General features: G+C 70.7%; 14 protein-coding genes. 5 read left to right on the top strand and 9 right to left on the bottom strand.

Annotated features, from left to right (window positions below; genetic code table 11):
* Positions 1 to 20: 20 nt before the first annotated feature.
* From E0500_RS08505 to E0500_RS08490, 4 genes are all read right to left on the bottom strand, one after another.
* Complete coding sequence (locus tag E0500_RS08505; protein ID WP_181586916.1) at positions 21 to 620, bottom strand: copper chaperone PCu(A)C; 600 nt, start codon at positions 618 to 620, stop codon at positions 21 to 23.
* The gene (locus E0500_RS08500; RefSeq protein ID WP_131558523.1) at positions 617 to 1,297 is read right to left on the bottom strand and encodes an SCO family protein; all 681 of its coding nucleotides are present in this window, start codon (positions 1,295 to 1,297) and stop codon (positions 617 to 619) included. The genes E0500_RS08505 and E0500_RS08500 overlap by 4 nt, the downstream gene beginning before the upstream one ends.
* A 141-nt stretch (positions 1,298 to 1,438) precedes the next feature.
* Positions 1,439 to 2,188 carry a YcnI family protein gene (locus E0500_RS08495; RefSeq protein WP_131558525.1) on the bottom strand — a complete coding sequence of 250 codons (750 nt, stop codon included), beginning with the start codon at positions 2,186 to 2,188 and terminating at the stop codon, positions 1,439 to 1,441.
* A gap of 341 nt (positions 2,189 to 2,529) precedes the next feature.
* On the bottom strand, positions 2,530 to 3,321 hold the full coding sequence (locus E0500_RS08490) for a hypothetical protein (RefSeq protein WP_131558527.1): 792 nt from the start codon (positions 3,319 to 3,321) through the stop codon (positions 2,530 to 2,532).
* Positions 3,322 to 3,743: 422 nt separating this feature from the next.
* On the opposite strand from E0500_RS08490, the gene E0500_RS08485 reads away from it, so the two are divergent.
* The gene (locus E0500_RS08485) at positions 3,744 to 4,193 is read left to right on the top strand and encodes an ATP-binding protein (RefSeq protein ID WP_131558529.1); all 450 of its coding nucleotides are present in this window, start codon (positions 3,744 to 3,746) and stop codon (positions 4,191 to 4,193) included.
* Between the two features lie 317 nt (positions 4,194 to 4,510).
* The gene (locus tag E0500_RS08480) at positions 4,511 to 5,332 is read left to right on the top strand and encodes a triphosphoribosyl-dephospho-CoA synthase (protein ID WP_131558531.1); all 822 of its coding nucleotides are present in this window, start codon (positions 4,511 to 4,513) and stop codon (positions 5,330 to 5,332) included.
* A gap of 174 nt (positions 5,333 to 5,506) precedes the next feature.
* Here E0500_RS08480 and E0500_RS08475 read toward each other — a convergent pair whose 3' ends face one another.
* Both E0500_RS08475 and E0500_RS08470 read right to left on the bottom strand, forming a co-directional pair.
* Entirely contained in the window at positions 5,507 to 6,994 is a 1,488-nt protein-coding gene (locus E0500_RS08475; protein ID WP_131558533.1) for an aminopeptidase P family protein, read from the bottom strand.
* Positions 6,995 to 7,093: 99 nt separating this feature from the next.
* Entirely contained in the window at positions 7,094 to 8,650 is a 1,557-nt protein-coding gene (locus E0500_RS08470; protein ID WP_131558535.1) for a PP2C family protein-serine/threonine phosphatase, read from the bottom strand.
* Between the two features lie 482 nt (positions 8,651 to 9,132).
* Between E0500_RS08470 and E0500_RS08465 the strand changes: the two genes are divergently transcribed.
* Both E0500_RS08465 and E0500_RS08460 read left to right on the top strand, forming a co-directional pair.
* Positions 9,133 to 9,798: a bifunctional DNA primase/polymerase gene (locus E0500_RS08465; protein ID WP_131558537.1), complete on the top strand. Its 666-nt coding sequence runs from the start codon at positions 9,133 to 9,135 to the stop codon at positions 9,796 to 9,798.
* Positions 9,799 to 9,964: 166 nt separating this feature from the next.
* A complete protein-coding gene (locus E0500_RS08460) occupies positions 9,965 to 10,666 on the top strand; it encodes a hypothetical protein (RefSeq protein ID WP_309504997.1) in 702 nt (233 codons plus the stop codon).
* 243 nt (positions 10,667 to 10,909) lie between these two features.
* On the opposite strand, the gene E0500_RS08455 is transcribed toward E0500_RS08460, so the two are convergent.
* From E0500_RS08455 to E0500_RS08445, 3 genes are all read right to left on the bottom strand, one after another.
* Complete coding sequence (locus E0500_RS08455) at positions 10,910 to 11,899, bottom strand: DUF5926 family protein (protein ID WP_131558539.1); 990 nt, start codon at positions 11,897 to 11,899, stop codon at positions 10,910 to 10,912.
* A gap of 354 nt (positions 11,900 to 12,253) precedes the next feature.
* The gene (locus E0500_RS08450) at positions 12,254 to 12,886 is read right to left on the bottom strand and encodes an ATP-binding protein (protein ID WP_131558541.1); all 633 of its coding nucleotides are present in this window, start codon (positions 12,884 to 12,886) and stop codon (positions 12,254 to 12,256) included.
* A 181-nt stretch (positions 12,887 to 13,067) separates the two neighbouring features.
* Positions 13,068 to 13,877, bottom strand: a complete 810-nt coding sequence (locus E0500_RS08445) for a glycerophosphodiester phosphodiesterase (RefSeq protein ID WP_131558543.1) — start codon at positions 13,875 to 13,877, stop codon at positions 13,068 to 13,070.
* Positions 13,878 to 14,203: 326 nt separating this feature from the next.
* On the opposite strand from E0500_RS08445, the gene E0500_RS08440 reads away from it, so the two are divergent.
* Positions 14,204 to 15,709, top strand: coding sequence for a S1C family serine protease (locus E0500_RS08440; protein ID WP_131558545.1), 1,506 nt, complete (start codon positions 14,204 to 14,206; stop codon positions 15,707 to 15,709).
* The last annotated feature ends 31 nt before the right edge of the window (positions 15,710 to 15,740 follow it).

Below are 15,740 nucleotides of genomic sequence, written 5' to 3'. Positions count from 1 at the left end.
GCTCAACGGTGGTCCCTCCCTCAGTGGTGCGACGACGACGATGACGCCGCAGACGAAGTCGAAGACGACGACGAGAACGCCAACGACGCGAACGACAACGACGAGAACGACAACGACGAGAACGGCGAGAACGACGACGACGCGGACGACTTGGTCGATGTGGTCGACGCCGGCTGATACGTGGCCGACTTCACCGGCATCTCGACCTTGACCGGGTCGGTCTTCGCGAAGTGCAGTTCCACGGACACCGTCTCGCCCTCCTTCGGTTTGCGCTTCAGCTTCTCGAACATCAGGTGCATCCCGCCGCTCTCCAGGACGAGCCTGCCGTGGGCGGGGATGGCGCGGTCGGCGCTGCCGGCGCTCTCCATCGTCTGCCCGGACGTCGTGTGGATCGTGACGTCCTGGGCGATGTCGCTGGTGACGGACCGGAGGGTGTCGGGGGCGTCGCTGTCGTTCTCGATGACCAGGTAACCGGCTGCCATGGCGGCGGTGACCGGCTGGGGCATGTAGGCGGACTGCACCTTCAGGCCGGCCCCTTGGCTCCCGGTGTCCTCTCCGCCGCAGCCGGCGAGGGCGAGTACGGCGGCCATGGCCAAGGCCGCCCCGATGCGGAGCCTCACGGGTTCTCACCCTTGAGGAGCTTCGGCAGGTCCTTGGTGTAGTCCTCGACGGTCGCGTCCTCCCCGTACAGCACATAGCCGCCGTCGGTCTTCGGCGAGAACGCGATGACCTGGGTGCCGTGCATGGAGGTGACCTTGCCGTCCTTGCCCTTCGTCGGCGGATCGATCGAGATGCCGACGGTGCGGGCGCCGGCCTGGATCGTGTCGAAGTCGCCGGTCAGGCCGACGACATCGGGGTCGATGCCCTTGAGCCACTCGCCGAGGGCTTTCGGGGTGTCCCGCTCCGGGTCGGTGGTGACGAAGACGATGCGCAGGTTCGCCAGTTCCGACTTCGGCAGCTTCTTGGACACCTCCTTCTCGGCGACGGCGATGTTGTTCATCGTCAGCGGGCAGACGTCGGGGCAGTTGGTGTAGCCGAAGTAGATCAGCGTCGGCTTGCCCTCGGTCTCCTTGCGGAAGTCGTACGACTTGCCCTCCGTGTCCGTGAGGACGAGGTCGGGCTTCTCGAACGGCTTGTCGAGGACCGTCGCAGCCTTGGTCGTGCCGGACTCCTCCGACACCTCGGCGACAGAGGCGTTCGCGTCGTCACCGCTGCTGCCGCAGGCGGAGAGGGTGAGGGCGGCGGCGGCGAGCAGGGCCGCCGCTGCGTACGTCTTCTTCGGGCTGTTCGTGCGCATAGAAAAATGTCCCAGATGTTTGATGCTTGGCCCGCGCCGGGGTCGTATGACGACGGACGGCAGTGGTGTGGTCCGACGGCGATGTGCCGTCGTGCCGACGAGGCTGTACGACCCCGGGGCGCGCGTCGGGGGCGGACGAGGTCAGACGCTGGTACGGCGGCGACCGGCCAGCACGCCGTAGGCCACGCCGGCGGCGCCCACGACGATGCCCACGACGCCGAGGACGCGGGCGGTGGTGTCGGTGCTGTCGGCGGGTTGGGCGGCGGAGGTCTTGGCGGAGGCGGCCTCGGCGTCGTCGGTGTCCGATGCTGAGGCCTGGTCGGCGTCGGCGCCCGCCGCCCCGTGGTGATCCTCGGTGGCGGCGGACAGGGCGAGCACCGGCGCCGGGCTCTCGGGCTCCTCCTGGCCCTTCTCCGGCACCTCGATCCAGCGCACGACGTCGTTGTCGGAGTACGTCTGGAGGGCCTTGAAGACGAGCTCGTCGCTGTCCTCGGGGAGCTGGCCGAGGGAGAGCGGGAACTTCTGGAAGAAGCCGGGCTCGATGCCCTTGCCGGTGGCCGTCCAGGTGACCTTGGAGACGGCCTCGTCGATCTTCTCGCCGTGCAGGTCGACCGGCTTGTCGAGCTTGGAGCGGGTGACCTCGATCTTCCAGCCGGCGACGGCCTCCGGCTGCACCGAGGCGAGCGGGTGGTCCGTCGGGAGGGTCACCTCCAGCTTGGTGGTCGAGGCGTCGTCGCGCTCGTTCGGGACCTTGAAGTTGACCGTCGCGTAGCCGCCCTTGGGGGCGGTGCCCTCGGGCGAGACGCTGACGTGGGCGAACGCGGGGGAGGACAGGACGACGACGGCCGAGGCGGCGACGGCACCGACGACGGCGATACGGGAAGCCTTCATGGCAGATGACACTCCACAGAGACGGATGGTCCGGAGAAGAAGAGGGGTGCGCGTGCGTGCCGGTGCCAGTGGGACCGCGAAAAGCGGCTCCGAGCATCCCCGAAAATCGCTCTCCTGGGGAGACGGCCTGCGAAAAGCGCCCTCTTGGGGAGGTGCCTTTCGGAAAACCGCCTCTACAGGAAGAGCCGTCCTCTGCGGGGAGAACCGTCCTCTACGGGGAGAGCCATCGAGAACGAGGCCCCTGGGACATCGGAAAACGCCGAAGCCCCGGGCCGACGAAAACGACGGGCACGCGCGTGTGCCGGACGACGACGTCCCCTCCGGTGGAGTGGCGCGCCGCGTCAGGCAGCGAGCACGAGTACGGCGGCCGAGGAGGGCGGGCCGCGCCGGATCACCGTGTGCTGAAGCGCGGCCGTACGCGGTGCCGGTGGCTCCTCTTGAGCGGAGCGCGGAGCGTGGGGTGCCTCGTCCGGCGCTCCCGGGAGCCCGGAGCGCAGGGCACCCACCAGTGCGAGGGCCGCGCGCAGGGCACGTACGAGCGTGGCGCCCGCGGACAGCCGCACGATCCGCAGCAGCGCCAGGTCCCCGTGCCGCAGCAACCACCCGGTGGCGACGGCCGCGAGGACGTGGCCGAGCAGCATCGGCAGGGTCGGGAGAACGGAGGCCGAGGAACCCGTTGCCATCGCCGCGTCCGCGGGGCTGTGCGCGGCGTGCGCGTCCAGCCCGGCGTCGGTGAGGATGCGCTGGGCCTGTGCCGGGCTGATCGCGGCCGCGGTCGCCCCGCAGACGAGCCGCGCGGCGCGCTCGATGAGGGCGGCGTCCACGGTGTCGGGGGCACCGGCCGGTGTGGACGTGGCGTGCTGGCCGAGTCCGAACAGCGTGTGCAGCACGGTCTGGCCCAGCGCCAGCAACGTCGCGATGCCCGGCAGCGAGCGCTCGCGCCCGGCGAGCGGCAGCGCGACGGCGAAGACAGCGGCGAACCCTGCGCCCAGCGTCCACAGCGGGACCGTGGCGCAGGAGGCTAGCGCATGACCTGCCGCGGCCAGCACGACGCAGACCGCGGCGAACACCGCGGCCCGCAGAACCCGGAGATCACCTCCGGCGCGCGCCGTGCGCGGGTGGGGGGCAGTCATGGCGGGCTCATCATCCCACTGGCCTTGCACGCCCCATTCGGCAGGTCCACAACGTGACATACGGCCGGAAGAAGGGTGTGCGTTCAGTGGGGACCCGGCGCATGTGCCGAGCCGGACGCTCCGGCACACGACGCACGGGCGAAGGAGGGCTCCCCGCGAGGCCCCCGCGGGTCCCCCCGCTGCGGGCGGTGTCGCCACCCCGCGCTTCGGGCGATGCCGTTCGCATCCTCGGACGTCATACGGATCCTTGGTCGCCTCCTGTGTCCGGTTGGTGAATCCTGCCGCCGGACAACCCCGCATACACCCAGGTCCGTCGTCCGCGCGTCCGCTGTATGGGCGGCATCACGAGATCCATGCGCTTATACACCCGCGCTGGGGGCAATACGTAACGGTATGTCGAGCCGCGGCCAGGAGGCTGGAGCATGAGCATCTGGTGGTCACTGCATCTGCGGCGCGACGCAGCCAGCGTGCCGCTGGCCCGACGGCTTCTGCTCGGCACCATGGAGACCGCGGGCGTCGACCCGGACGTCTCCTACGACCTCTCCGTCGCCCTCAGCGAGGCCTGCGCCAACGCCGTCGAACACGGTGGAGCCACGCCCGGCTCGCCCGAGGCGTACCGGGTGACCGCGTACCTCGACGGCGAGAAGTGCCGTATCGAGGTCGCCGACTCCGGGCCGGGCTTTCCCGCCACGAGAGGGCGCCCACCGATCCGCCATGCCCGCACCGAAGCCGAGAACGGCCGTGGCCTCGGTCTCATCCAGGAGCTCGCCGACCACGTCCACATCGGCAACAAGCCGGGCCGCGGCGGTGCCGTGGTGAGCTTCGACAAGATCCTCAAGTGGCGCGAGGACTCTCCGCTGATGGCGGTCTAGCTGTGTTCGGTCTAGCGATGGCGGTGTAGCGCGTCGGCACCGCGGCGGAGAGTTCGGGCACAGCGGCACCGGAGCGACTCACCTTCACGTTCAGCCGCCCGACCAGGATCCCCGGCAGCCTTCGCCATCCCACACTCTCAGGGCACTCACAGCTCCGCCCCAGCTTCCTGACGGCAGCCCTCACTAACTTTCGGGCCATGACGGGAAACCACAGGAACACATCGATCACCCGGCGTCGCGGAAAGGCCCCATCCGCCGTCGCCTCCCCGACCGACGCCTCCTCCCCGTCCGCCTCGGCCTCCTCGTAAGGCGCGCCGATGAGGAGCCGCGAGGACGAGGCGCTGGCCCGGGCCGCCGTGACCGCGTTGACCCGGCAACTGGAACTGGCCCCCAAGCCCGGACTGCCCGATCCGCGTGACCTCGGCGCCCGCGTCACCCGCCGGGACCACTGCGCCCACCGCTGGTCGGCGAAGGCGCTGGCGCCCGGCCTCGCGGCGATGGCGGCGGCCGCGCGCCGGACCGGTGCGCCGACGCCCGAACTCCGGGCGGAACTGGGCGCCATCGGCCGGTCCACCGAGCATTCGGTGGCCCTGGCCGGTGGCGGTCACCGGGGTGCGACCTGGGTGCTGGGGCTTCTGGTCGCCGCGGCGGCCCTGGAGCCGGGCGCCCGGGGACGTGAACTCGCCGCGACCGCCAAGAAGATCGCCGCCCACCCCGACCGGCTGGCCCCACGACGGCCCTCCCGGGGCTCGTCCGTCTCCGCGACGTACGGCGCTGCCGGGGCGAGGGGCGAGGCACGGGCGGGATTCCCGCACATACGGCGGGCGTTGGACGCCCTGTCCAGGGCACGTTCCGCGGGCGCACCCGAGTCGCAGGCCCGGCTCGACGCCCTTCTCACCGTCATGTCCACCTTGCAGGACACGGAGTTGCTGTACACGGCGGGCCCTCACGGGCTCCGTCGTGTCCAGGCCGGCGCCCGCACGGTCCTCGACGCCGGCGGCACGTCCACGGCCGCCGGCCGCGAGGCCCTGACCGCCCTCGACGCCGACCTCCACGCGCGCGCGTGGAGCCCTCGTGGCAGCGCCTCGCTGCTGGCGGGCGCCCTGTTCGCGGACTCGCTGCCGGTGGTGCCCAGGTAGACGACCTGGTTCGGTGCCATGCCGTGGAGCGCGCCGACCTGCCGCAGACAAGGGCCCGCTCCAGAAAAACTGCCCCCTGGTCACACCAATGGCCGGGTACCCAGGAGGGCACCCGGCCAGCAGTGTCGTTTCAGCCCCCGGCCGGCATCACAGATCTGCCCCCGAGGCCCTTGATCAGCCCTTCAGCGACGCCATCCACGACTCCACCTCGCCGGAACGGCGCGGCAGCCCCACCGACAGGTTCCGGTTGCCGTCCTCGGTGACCAGGATGTCGTCCTCAATGCGGACGCCGATGCCGCGGTACTCCTCGGGCACGGTCAGGTCGTCGGCCTGGAAGTACAGGCCGGGCTCGACGGTGAGGACCATGCCGGGCTCAAGCGTGCCGTCCACGTACGACTCCACGCGCGCGGCCGCGCAGTCGTGGACGTCCATGCCGAGCATGTGACCGGTGCCGTGCAGGGTCCAGCGGCGCTGCAGGCCCAGCTCCAGGACGCGCTCGACCGGGCCCTCGACCAGGCCCCACTCGACGAGCCTCTCGGCCAGCACGCGCTGCGCGGCGTCGTGGAAGTCGCGGTACTTGGCTCCCGGCTTCACGGCCGCGATACCGGCCTCCTGGGCGTCGTACACGGCGTCGTAGATCTTCTTCTGGATCTCGCTGTACGTGCCGTTGACCGGCAGCGTGCGCGTGACGTCCGCGGTGTAGTACGTGTGCGTCTCCACGCCCGCGTCCAGCAGGAGCAGGTCCCCGGAGCGGACGGGGCCGTCGTTGCGCACCCAGTGCAGCGTGCAGGCGTGCGGGCCGGCCGCGCAGATGGAGCCGTAGCCGACGTCGTTGCCCTCCACGCGCGCGCGGAGGAAGAACGTTCCTTCGATGTAGCGCTCGGACGTGGCCTCCGCCTTGTCGAGGACCTTCACCACGTCCTCGAAGCCGCGCACGGTCGAGTCGACGGCCTTCTGCAGCTCGCCGATCTCGAAGTCGTCCTTGACCAGGCGGGCTTCCGAGAGGAAGACGCGCAGCTCCTCGTCGCGCTCGGCGGTCACCTTGTCGTGCAGCGCCGCCTCGATGCCCGCGTCGTAACCGCGTACGACCCGGACCGGGCCCGTGGCCTCCTTCAGCCCGGCCGCCAGTTCGCGCACGTCCGAGGCCTCGATGCCGTACAGCTGCGCCGCCTCGGTGAGCGAGTGGCGGCGGCCGACCCACAGCTCGCCCTGGCCGGAGAGCCAGAACTCGCCGTTGTCACGGTCGGAGCGCGGCAGGAGGTAGATCGTCTCCTTGTGGCCGCTCTTCCCGTCCGGGGAGGTGGTGGGCTCCAGGACGAGGACTCCGTCCTCCGTCTGGTTGCCGGTGAGGTAGGCGTACTCGACGGAGGCGCGGAAGGGGTATTCCGTGTCGTTCGAGCGGGTCTTCAGATTGCCTGCGGGGACGACGACGCGCTCGCCCGGGAAACGCGCGGAGAGCGCGGCGCGGCGGGCGGCGGTCTCGGCGGCCTGGGCGATCGGCTGCAGGTCGCGCAGCTCCGTGTCTGCCCAGCCGGACTTCATGTTCTCGGCCAGCTCGTCGGACACGCCCGGGTACAGGCCGTTCTTGCGCTGCTTGACCGGCTCTTCTCCGGCATCGGTCGCCTCGGTCTCCGGGGTCTCCGGTTCGAGCTCGTCCGCCACGGTCATCCTCCTCGATAAGGCACTGGACGTCCCCCATCGTACGGTCGTACCGAAAAGGGACCAGGGTGCCTGAACCGGTGCGGGAACCCGGCCGCCCGGTCACTCGAAGCGGGCCGCCAGCAGCACCACGTCCTCGTCGCTGCCGTCCGCCGGTCCCGGCTCCGTCCGGTTGTGAGGTGCCCTCACAACCGGCCCGTCGGGCAGCACGCTGCCCAGGATGTGGTCGGCGACCGCACCGGGGTCGGCGCGCACCGGTCTGGGCAGAGCTGCCGCGGCGGCGTGCAGCCGGGCGAAGGCGCGGTCCATGGGGCCGCCCATGCGCCGCAGCAGGCCGTCGGTGTAGAGCAGCACCGTCTCGCCCGGCTCGGCGCACAGCTCGATGCTGGGCGCCTCCCAGCAGGCGAGCATCCCCAAGGGGGCCGACAGGGACGTCTCCACGAACTCGGTGCGCCGCTCGCCGATCACCAGCGGCGGGCTGTGCCCGGCCCCGGCCAGCGTGATCCTGCGCAGGGCGGGTTCGCAGTAGGCGAAGAGGGCGGTCGCCGAGCGGGCGGGTTCGGTGAGCCTCAGGAGCAGTTCGAGATCGGACAGGACGGCGACGGGGTCCTCGCCCTCCATCACGGCGTACGCCCTCAGGGACGCCCGCAGCCGCCCCATCGCGGCGATCGCGCTGGGCCCCGACCCGGTGACGGACCCGACCGCGAGGCCGAGCGCGCCGTCGGGCAGCGGCAGCGCGTCGTACCAGTCGCCGCCACCGCGCGGGCCGGTGCGGTGGCGGGCGGCGAGCTGGAGGCCGGCGAGGCGGGGCAGCCGGGAGGGAAGCAGTTCCTCGGCGATCGTCCTCATACACGCGCGCGTGCGCTCTGTTTCGACGGTCCGGGCCAGGTGCTCGGTCGCGTAACGGGCGTAGAGGCCGACCAGGTGCCGCTGCCGCTCGACCGGCTCGGCGGGTTCGTCGTAGAGCCAGACGGCGGCACCCAGGCGGCCCGCTGCCTCCGTGGTGAGCGGCAGCGCGTAACTGGCGGCGTAGCCGAGACGGGCGGCCACCTCACGGTGGCGGGGGTCGAGCCCGTCCTCGGCGAAGAGGTCCGGCTGTGCGATCTCGCCATCGCCGCCCGGAAGTCCGGCCGGTGTGTCGAGGAGCCGGCCGTACGACATGGAAGCGCGCGGCACCGTCTCGATGTGGCCGAGATCGGCCCGGCCGAGGCCGAGGCCGACGGTCCTGTCCGGGCCGAGCCCGTCGCCCGGTTCGAGGACGACGAGACCGCGCCGGGCGCCTACGAGGGCGGCTCCGGCGCGCAGCAGTTCCTGGAGCGCGTCGCCGAGTGAGTCCGTGCGTGCCAGGCGCTCGGTGAGTTCGTGGAGGGTCGTGAGATCGGAGACCCGGCCCGCGAGTCGGTCCTGGAGAACGGCCCCGGCGGCGATGGACGGCGCGGCCGGAGGAGCGCCCGTGGCGGCGGGTGTGGGCACGACAGTGTGTGCGGGCGAAGGAACGGTTGAATCGATTCCAGCCACTTTCGGAAGGTGAGGGGCGTTCATGGTGTCCGACTTTCGGACCGGCGCGTATTGCTCCATAGCATCGCAAACCCCCATGTCATTTTGCGCCGCTAGCGGTGTCTCCACATGTACACGCACTCGTGAGGAGATGTCCAGCATTGTCCTGCGGGGATATCTGGTGTCTGTGGGATCCGGTGAGTCTCTTGTGAAATAGTAAAGTTGGCTTAAAAGTGCCTCAGGGAACGGCGTATTGCGGTCGACTGGCCTTGTTCGACAGAGCGTCACAGCGGTCGTGATGGGTACGTACTCGGTGAGAGCCAGGGGTGGCGGGGGCCACCTGGAACCTGGCGCCCCAGCCGAGCGTCCTATCCACCGACGACCGTGCCCCATCCTCCCGTGGCGGAGGCGGCGAGCAAGAGCGGGACGGCAAATCGCCGGGCGTCGCCACCCTTACGCCATGCCCGCGCTTTAGAGCAGACGCAGTATGGACACGGAAGCAGCCAGTGCTCGGCCCATAGGGGTTCCCTTTGTCTTGGGCAAGGGTGTGCTGCGCCAGCAGGTACGCACAGTGAAGTGATCGACACATGATGTGATGTGGACCGCGGTGTTGCCAGGCGTGCAACGGAAAGGAGCGAGCGCTCATGCGCGAGATCCCCGGAAAGCGACGCAGGCTCCTGCCCCAGCGGAACGGCGGGAGGTCTGAGATGCTTCACCAGGCCCTGACGTTCGCGACCGAATGGCAGTGGCCCGTACTCCCGGGCGTGGCTCCGGATCCGCAGGGCCGGGCCCGCTGCGGATGCCCCGACGCGGAGTGTGTGGTGCCCGGCGCCCACCCCTTCGACCCCGGTCTCCTCGCGGCCACCACCGACGAGCGCATGGTGCGCTGGTGGTGGAGCAACCGGCCCGCGGCGCCCATCGTGCTGGCCACGGGAGGCAGGGCGCCCTGTGCGGTGAGCCTGCCGGCCCTCGCGGCGGCCCGCGCCCTCGAAGCGCTCGACCGCATGGGGATGCGCCTCGGCCCGGTCGTCGCGACCCCCGCGCGCTGGGCGATTCTCGTGGCGCCCTACTCCATGGAGCAACTGGGCGAGTTGCTGTACGCCAAGGACTTCGTGCCTGGTTCCCTGCGCTTCCACAGCGAGGGCGGCTATCTGGCGCTGCCCCCGTCCGAGACCGGCATCGGCCAGGTCCGGTGGGAACGGGCGCCGCTGCCCGGCTCGGCCGCGCCCTGGGTGCCCGACGTGGAGGCTGTCGTGGACGCGGTGGTGGAGGCCCTCACTCGTACGGGTGTGAGCGCACCCGAGTTGTGAGGGTGTCGGGCGCGCGGGGAACCGGGCGCCCGCTGTGGGGCGTTATCTTCCGCTCATGCAGTTTCATTCCGGTCGGCTTCCTTCCGGTCGGCACAGAGCCTCATGGCTGCGGCGTCGCGGGCCGGGGGCCCGAAGGGTTCGCCTGGGGACGCTGATCGGGGTCGCGGTGGCCGCCGTCGCCCTGCCGCTGGCTGTGGCGTCCGCGGGGACTGTCGGCGACGCGGGACGGATGGTCGCCCGGGTGTCCGGACTCACCGACGACGCGGCGCGAACCGCCGAAGGCGGAGCGCGCGAGGGCGAGACGTGGCACGACGGGTCGGCTGACGACGGAGCGCGTCAGGACGCAACGCGTGACGGCCGAACGCACGGTGACGCACCAGCGCACGACAACGAGCGAACGCGGGGTGGCGAGCGAACATACGGTGACGACGGGCGCACCGGTGTGTCCCATGCCGGCGCGGCGCGCGGCGAGGGGGTGCCGGCCCACTCGCGGTCGCTCCTGTCGCTGGGCTTCGACCTCGCCACCGCCACCCGCTGCGGCCCCGACCTCTCGTCCCCCGGCGGCATCGAGGCGCAGACCTGTGTGCTGACCCGGGGCGAGGAAACCTGGGCGCGCACCTATTACCACAACGCGACGGGCGAGGAACTGAGTTCCTTCCTCAGTCTCATGGCGCCCGACGGGCGTTCCGTGCGGATGCGCTGCGTCGTGGGTGCGCAGGACGAGCCCGGAGTGTGTGAGACGCCGAGGGAGCGAACGCGAGGCGAGCTGGGGGCGTACACAGCCGTCGCGGAGTTCGCGGGGAGCGCCGGACAAGGGCCACTGCTGCTGCGCTCGGGGAGCAACTCGTCCCAGGCGAACGTCGGTTGACGCCCGACCCGGTTCCGTACAACTGACCGCGTCCGAACTCGGGCATGGAAAGACCCGGTTGCTGGCGACGGGGGATGCACCAGCAACCGGGCTACTGGAACGGTAACAAGAGATCGGCTGTTAGCAAATTCGATCTCGGCTATTCAGACACCGATTTCCTTGTCACAGAGGGGAGTTGTGACAGGAGTCACCTGCTCCGTGAACGCCGGGTCGGCTGACCGGTCGGTCAGCCGACAGCGTGTCTCAGCTGAGCGTGACCTGTCGGTTGGTCAGCCCGCCGCGTGCCCGTCGCTCGTCCGCGGTGAGCGGTGCGTCCGAGGCCAGAGCGGTGGCGAGGCGCTCGGCGAACTCGGCGGCAGGCTTCTCGATGTCCTCCGCGCCGATGCTGCTCGGCAGGTCCCAGACCGGCACCGTGAGACCGTGCGCACGGAAGGAGCCCACCAGACGGGTGCCCTCGCCGAGTGCCGACTGCCCGACCGCGTGCAGTCGCGCGAGGGCGTCCAGAAGCTGCTCCTCGGCGTGAGGCATGACCCAGCGCAGGTGGTTCTTCTCGGGTGTCTCGCACCAGTACGCGGCGTCCACACCCTGGAGTTTCACGGTCGGGATGGCGGCGGCGTTGGCCCGCTCCAGGGACGCGGCCACATCCGGAGTCGCGTTCTCCGCGTCCGGAACCCAGAATTCGAAGCCCGTGTGCACAACTGGCTCGAACGCGCCTTCGGGATCGATCAGATCCTGCAGCCGCGGGCCCTCGGCCGGGGCGCGGCGACCCTGGACCGGAGTGCCGGGCTCCGCGACGAGCGCGCGCTGGAGGGTGTCGGCCAGGTCGCGGCTGATGTCGCCCGACGCCGTGTCGTTCTGCAGGCCGAGCAACACCGAGCCGTCGTCGCGACGCAGGGCGGGCCATGCCATCGGCAGGACGGTGGCGAGCGTGACCGACGGGACGCCCTCCGGGAGGCCCTCCTTCAGAGTCAGCTCGACGGTGGCTGCCGGCACCAGCTCGCGCAGCGCGATCCAGTCGCACTCCCCCGGGAGCCCCTCGAAGGGGCGCTGCACCAACTCGGTCACCGCGTGCGCGGCTGCCCGGCCGTGGCAGGCCTTGTAACGGCGGCCGCTGCCACAGGGGCAGGGTTCGCGCGCGCCGACAACCGGAACGTGGCCGTCAGCGCCTGCGGCGCCGGCTCCGCCCGTGTTCTGCGGGCGCTTGGCCTTCGTCTGGGGTCGCTTCTTGGCCATCGTGGGTGTCTCCCGGTTACGGCTCGTTTCGTACAGTCGGGAGCCTAGCCGCTCGTACGGCGACTGACGGGAACCTGTGGACAACGCACCGAGTCGTCCCGGAACCAGCGGTTCGATCCGGGTCCGCTCCAGGCGAGGTGGTGGCTGCCAGGCAAGGGGTGGCTGCCGGGGGTGCCTGCCGGTCGGGGGCAAGCGCCGTGTTCCGGATCGCAGATCCCTCGTGGCCGAGTCACCCGTCGCTCGCACCCGGCCGAAGGCCCCGCGTATCCGCGTTGCAGACCACCGTGCCCGAACCGAGCCAGGCCACGCACATCACGCACCCGGGCCGTCTGTTCCCGGGCGGTGCGCCCCGTGCTAGTCCATGTCCTCGAAGGCGTCCGCCAGTTCCAGGCCGGGTATCGCGGAGACCGGCGGAGCCGTGACGCGGGTGACGAAGTCGTCGCGTCGGCGGGCGCGGTCCACGTTCTCCTGGACGACGACCCATACGGTGACCTCTCCGCGCGCGTCGTTCCGGACGCCCCAGTCGTCGGCCAGCGCGGTGATGATGTTCAGGCCACGGCCGCCATGGGCGGTGACCGAGGGTGTGGCCGGAACGGGGCTGGTCGGGCCACCGCCGTCCGTCACCTCGACGGTGAGCCGGCCCGACGGGTCGACGCACCACGCCGCGCGCACGTCGCCGTCCCCGGCGAGGGCTTCGTCGCCCAGTGGTCTGCCGTGCTTGCACGCGTTACTGAGTAGTTCGGAAAGGATCAGTACGGCATCGTCGATGACCGCTTCCGCCACACCACCGGTGCGCAGCTGGTCACGCATCCTGTGTCTTGCTTCCCCCACGCCCGCAGGGCCATGGGGTACGGCCATGCTCGACGACGTGGGCACCTCCTGTGCCACCACCAACGCCACCCCCGAGACCTCCTTTGCCCCACGCCACGGTGTGAATGCCCCATTGGGCTGAACTGGAAACCGGCCAATCCGCGTGCACTGACGCACTCGTAACGATCAAATACGGACCGAACGCGCCGGTGCACTCCCCGTAATCGCGTGGCTGGAATCCGGTGCTGTTATGTGGCTTCTCGTGGCCTTCCTGTGGCCCCTGGTTCTTCTCAGGAGGCATCGGTTCTTCTCAGGGGTCACCCCGGGCGGATGGTGGCGCGCCGCGGCTCCGGCGGCGTCAGTGATCCAACTGCCGCAGCACCGCGCGCGGGCGGTTGGTGATGATGGCGTCGACGCCCAGGCCGACGCAGAGGTCGACGTCCTCGGGCTCGTTCACGGTCCACACGTGCACCTGGTGACCGGCCCGCTTCAGGCGCTCGATGTACGCCGGGTGATTGCGCACGATCCGGATCGAGGGCCCGGCGATCCGGACGCCCGCCGGCAGCCGTCCGTCGCGCAGCCGGGGCGAGACGAACTGCATCAGGTAGACCGTGGGCAGCGTCGGGGACGCGGCTCGGACGCGGTGCAGGGAACGCGCGGAGAAGCTCATGATCCGTACCGACGACTCGGCGGCGGGCTCCGGGGCGTCCAGTCCGAACCGCTTCAGCAGGAGCAGCAGCCGCTCCTCCACCTGACCCGCCCAGCGCGTCGGGTGCTTGGTCTCGATGGCCAGGTCCATCTGGCGACCCGCGTCGGCGACCAGCTCCAGAAGGCGCTCCAGGGTGAGGACGGAGGTGTCCTCCCGGTCCTCGGGGCGGTGCTCCCAGTCGGGCTCCTCGTCACGGCTCTTCCAGGAGCCGAAGTCCAGGGTGGCCAGGTCGGCGAGCTCCAGGGCCGAGACCGCGCCGCGGCCGTTGGACGTACGGTTGACGCGGCGGTCGTGCACGCAGACGAGATGGCCGTCCGCAGTCAGCCGTACATCGCATTCGAGGGCGTCCGCACCGTCCTCGATCGCCTTCTTGTACGCGGCCAGGGTGTGCTCGGGGGCCTCTTCGGAGGCGCCGCGGTGGGCGACGACCTGAATCGGGTGCTGTCGTGCGTGGGTCACGGCGTCATGGTGCCACCGTGAAGGGGTATGCGTGAGGGTGGTCGCGTCACAAATCTGTCTGTTTAGTCCGATAGGTATGACAGGTCCGATATAAAGGATGGCCGCGGACCCACAGCCGCCGCTTATGGTGCTCTGACGGTCCATGGGAAAAGCTGACGGCAGACACAATCACATGACAAGCACATGCACAGATGTACGGATGCACAGATGCGCAGCTTCATCGCGCCGGACCGCCGGATCGCCGGACTGTCGAAGCGTGAACGCGTCTGACCGAGTGTGACCGAGTGCGACCAAGGAACAATAGCCGTGGATCGAGGAGAAGAGCTGTGAGCACCGAGAACGAGGGCACCGCGGTACCCCCCGCCCCGTCCGCACCTCCCGTGCCGGTGGAATCTCCCGCTGCTTCCGCACCGGCCAAGGCGCCCGAGTCGAGCGCCCCTGCCGGTGATGCCGCCGCACAGGACGCGCCGACGACTCCGATTCCGGCGGCGCCCACGGGGGCGCCGCCGTACGCGTCCGCCGACGGTCAGGGCGCCGACGGCCACGCGCAGCCTCAGGGAATCCCCGGAGCGCCCACCGGCGGGGCGACCTCGCCCGCGGCCGCCGGCTGGCCTCCGCCTCCGCCTCCGGCCATGCCGTCGTACGCGGACGGCGGCGGCTCGGGCACCGGCTGGGGCGCCTCGTACCAGCAGCCCGCGCCGAAGCCCGCTGGCAGGCGCGGCGGACTGCTCGCCGCGGTCCTCGTCGCCGCCCTCGTGGCGGGCGGTGTGGGCGGCGGCATCGGCTACACGCTGGCCGACCGCAACGAGAACTCCACGGGTTCGACGACGGTCTCCGCCTCGCAGAGCGGCGGCGACCTCAAACGTGACGCGGGCACCGTCGCAGCGGTCGCCGCCAAGGCGCTGCCCAGCACGGTCACCATCGAGGCCGAGAGCAGCAACGGTGAGGGCGGTACCGGCACCGGCTTTGTCTTCGACAAGCAGGGCCACATCGTCACCAACAACCACGTGGTGGCGGGCGCCGTCGACGGCGGCAAGCTCACGGCGACCTTCCCCTCCGGTAAGAAGTACGACGCCGAGGTCGTCGGGCACGCCCAGGGCTACGACGTCGCGGTCATCAAACTCAGGAACGCTCCCTCGGACCTGAAGCCCCTGACCCTCGGCGACTCCGACAGGGTGGCCGTAGGCGACTCGACCATCGCCATCGGCGCGCCCTTCGGCCTTTCCAACACGGTGACCACGGGCATCATCAGCGCCAAGAACCGCCCTGTCGCCTCCAGCGACGGCAGCTCCAGCACCAAGGCGTCGTACATGAGCGCCCTGCAGACGGACGCGTCGATCAACCCCGGCAACTCCGGCGGTCCGCTCCTGGACGCGCAGGGCAACGTCATCGGCATCAACTCGGCGATCCAGTCCTCCAGCAACGGCGGCCTCGGCGGCACCGGCCAGTCCGGGTCGATCGGCCTGGGCTTCGCGATCCCGATCAACCAGGCGGAGAGCGTCGCCCAGCAGCTGATCAGGACGGGCAAGCCGGTCTACCCGGTGATCGGCGCATCGGTCTCCCTGGAGGACGGCGCGGGCGGAGCGACGATCAGCAACCGGGGCGAGGGCGGTGCCAACTCGGTCACCCCGGGCGGCCCCGCGGCCAAGGCCGGCCTCAAGCCCGGTGACGTGATCACCAAGCTCGACGACTCCCCGATCGACAGCGGCCCCACCCTCATCGGCGAGATCTGGACGCACCGGCCGGGCGACAAGGTGACCCTCACCTACCAACGTGACGGCAAGACCCGCACGGCCGAGGTCACCCTGGGCCAGCGCGAGGGCGACAGCTAACAGTTAGTCTTGTCCCCGCGCGCCCGACGAT

The organism is Streptomyces sp. KM273126, from assembly GCF_004337435.2.
Classification (GTDB): domain Bacteria; phylum Actinomycetota; class Actinomycetes; order Streptomycetales; family Streptomycetaceae; genus Streptomyces; species Streptomyces acidicola.
The sequence above is the reverse complement of the archived record's forward strand: the minus strand, read 5'-3'. Positions and strand labels throughout refer to the sequence as shown.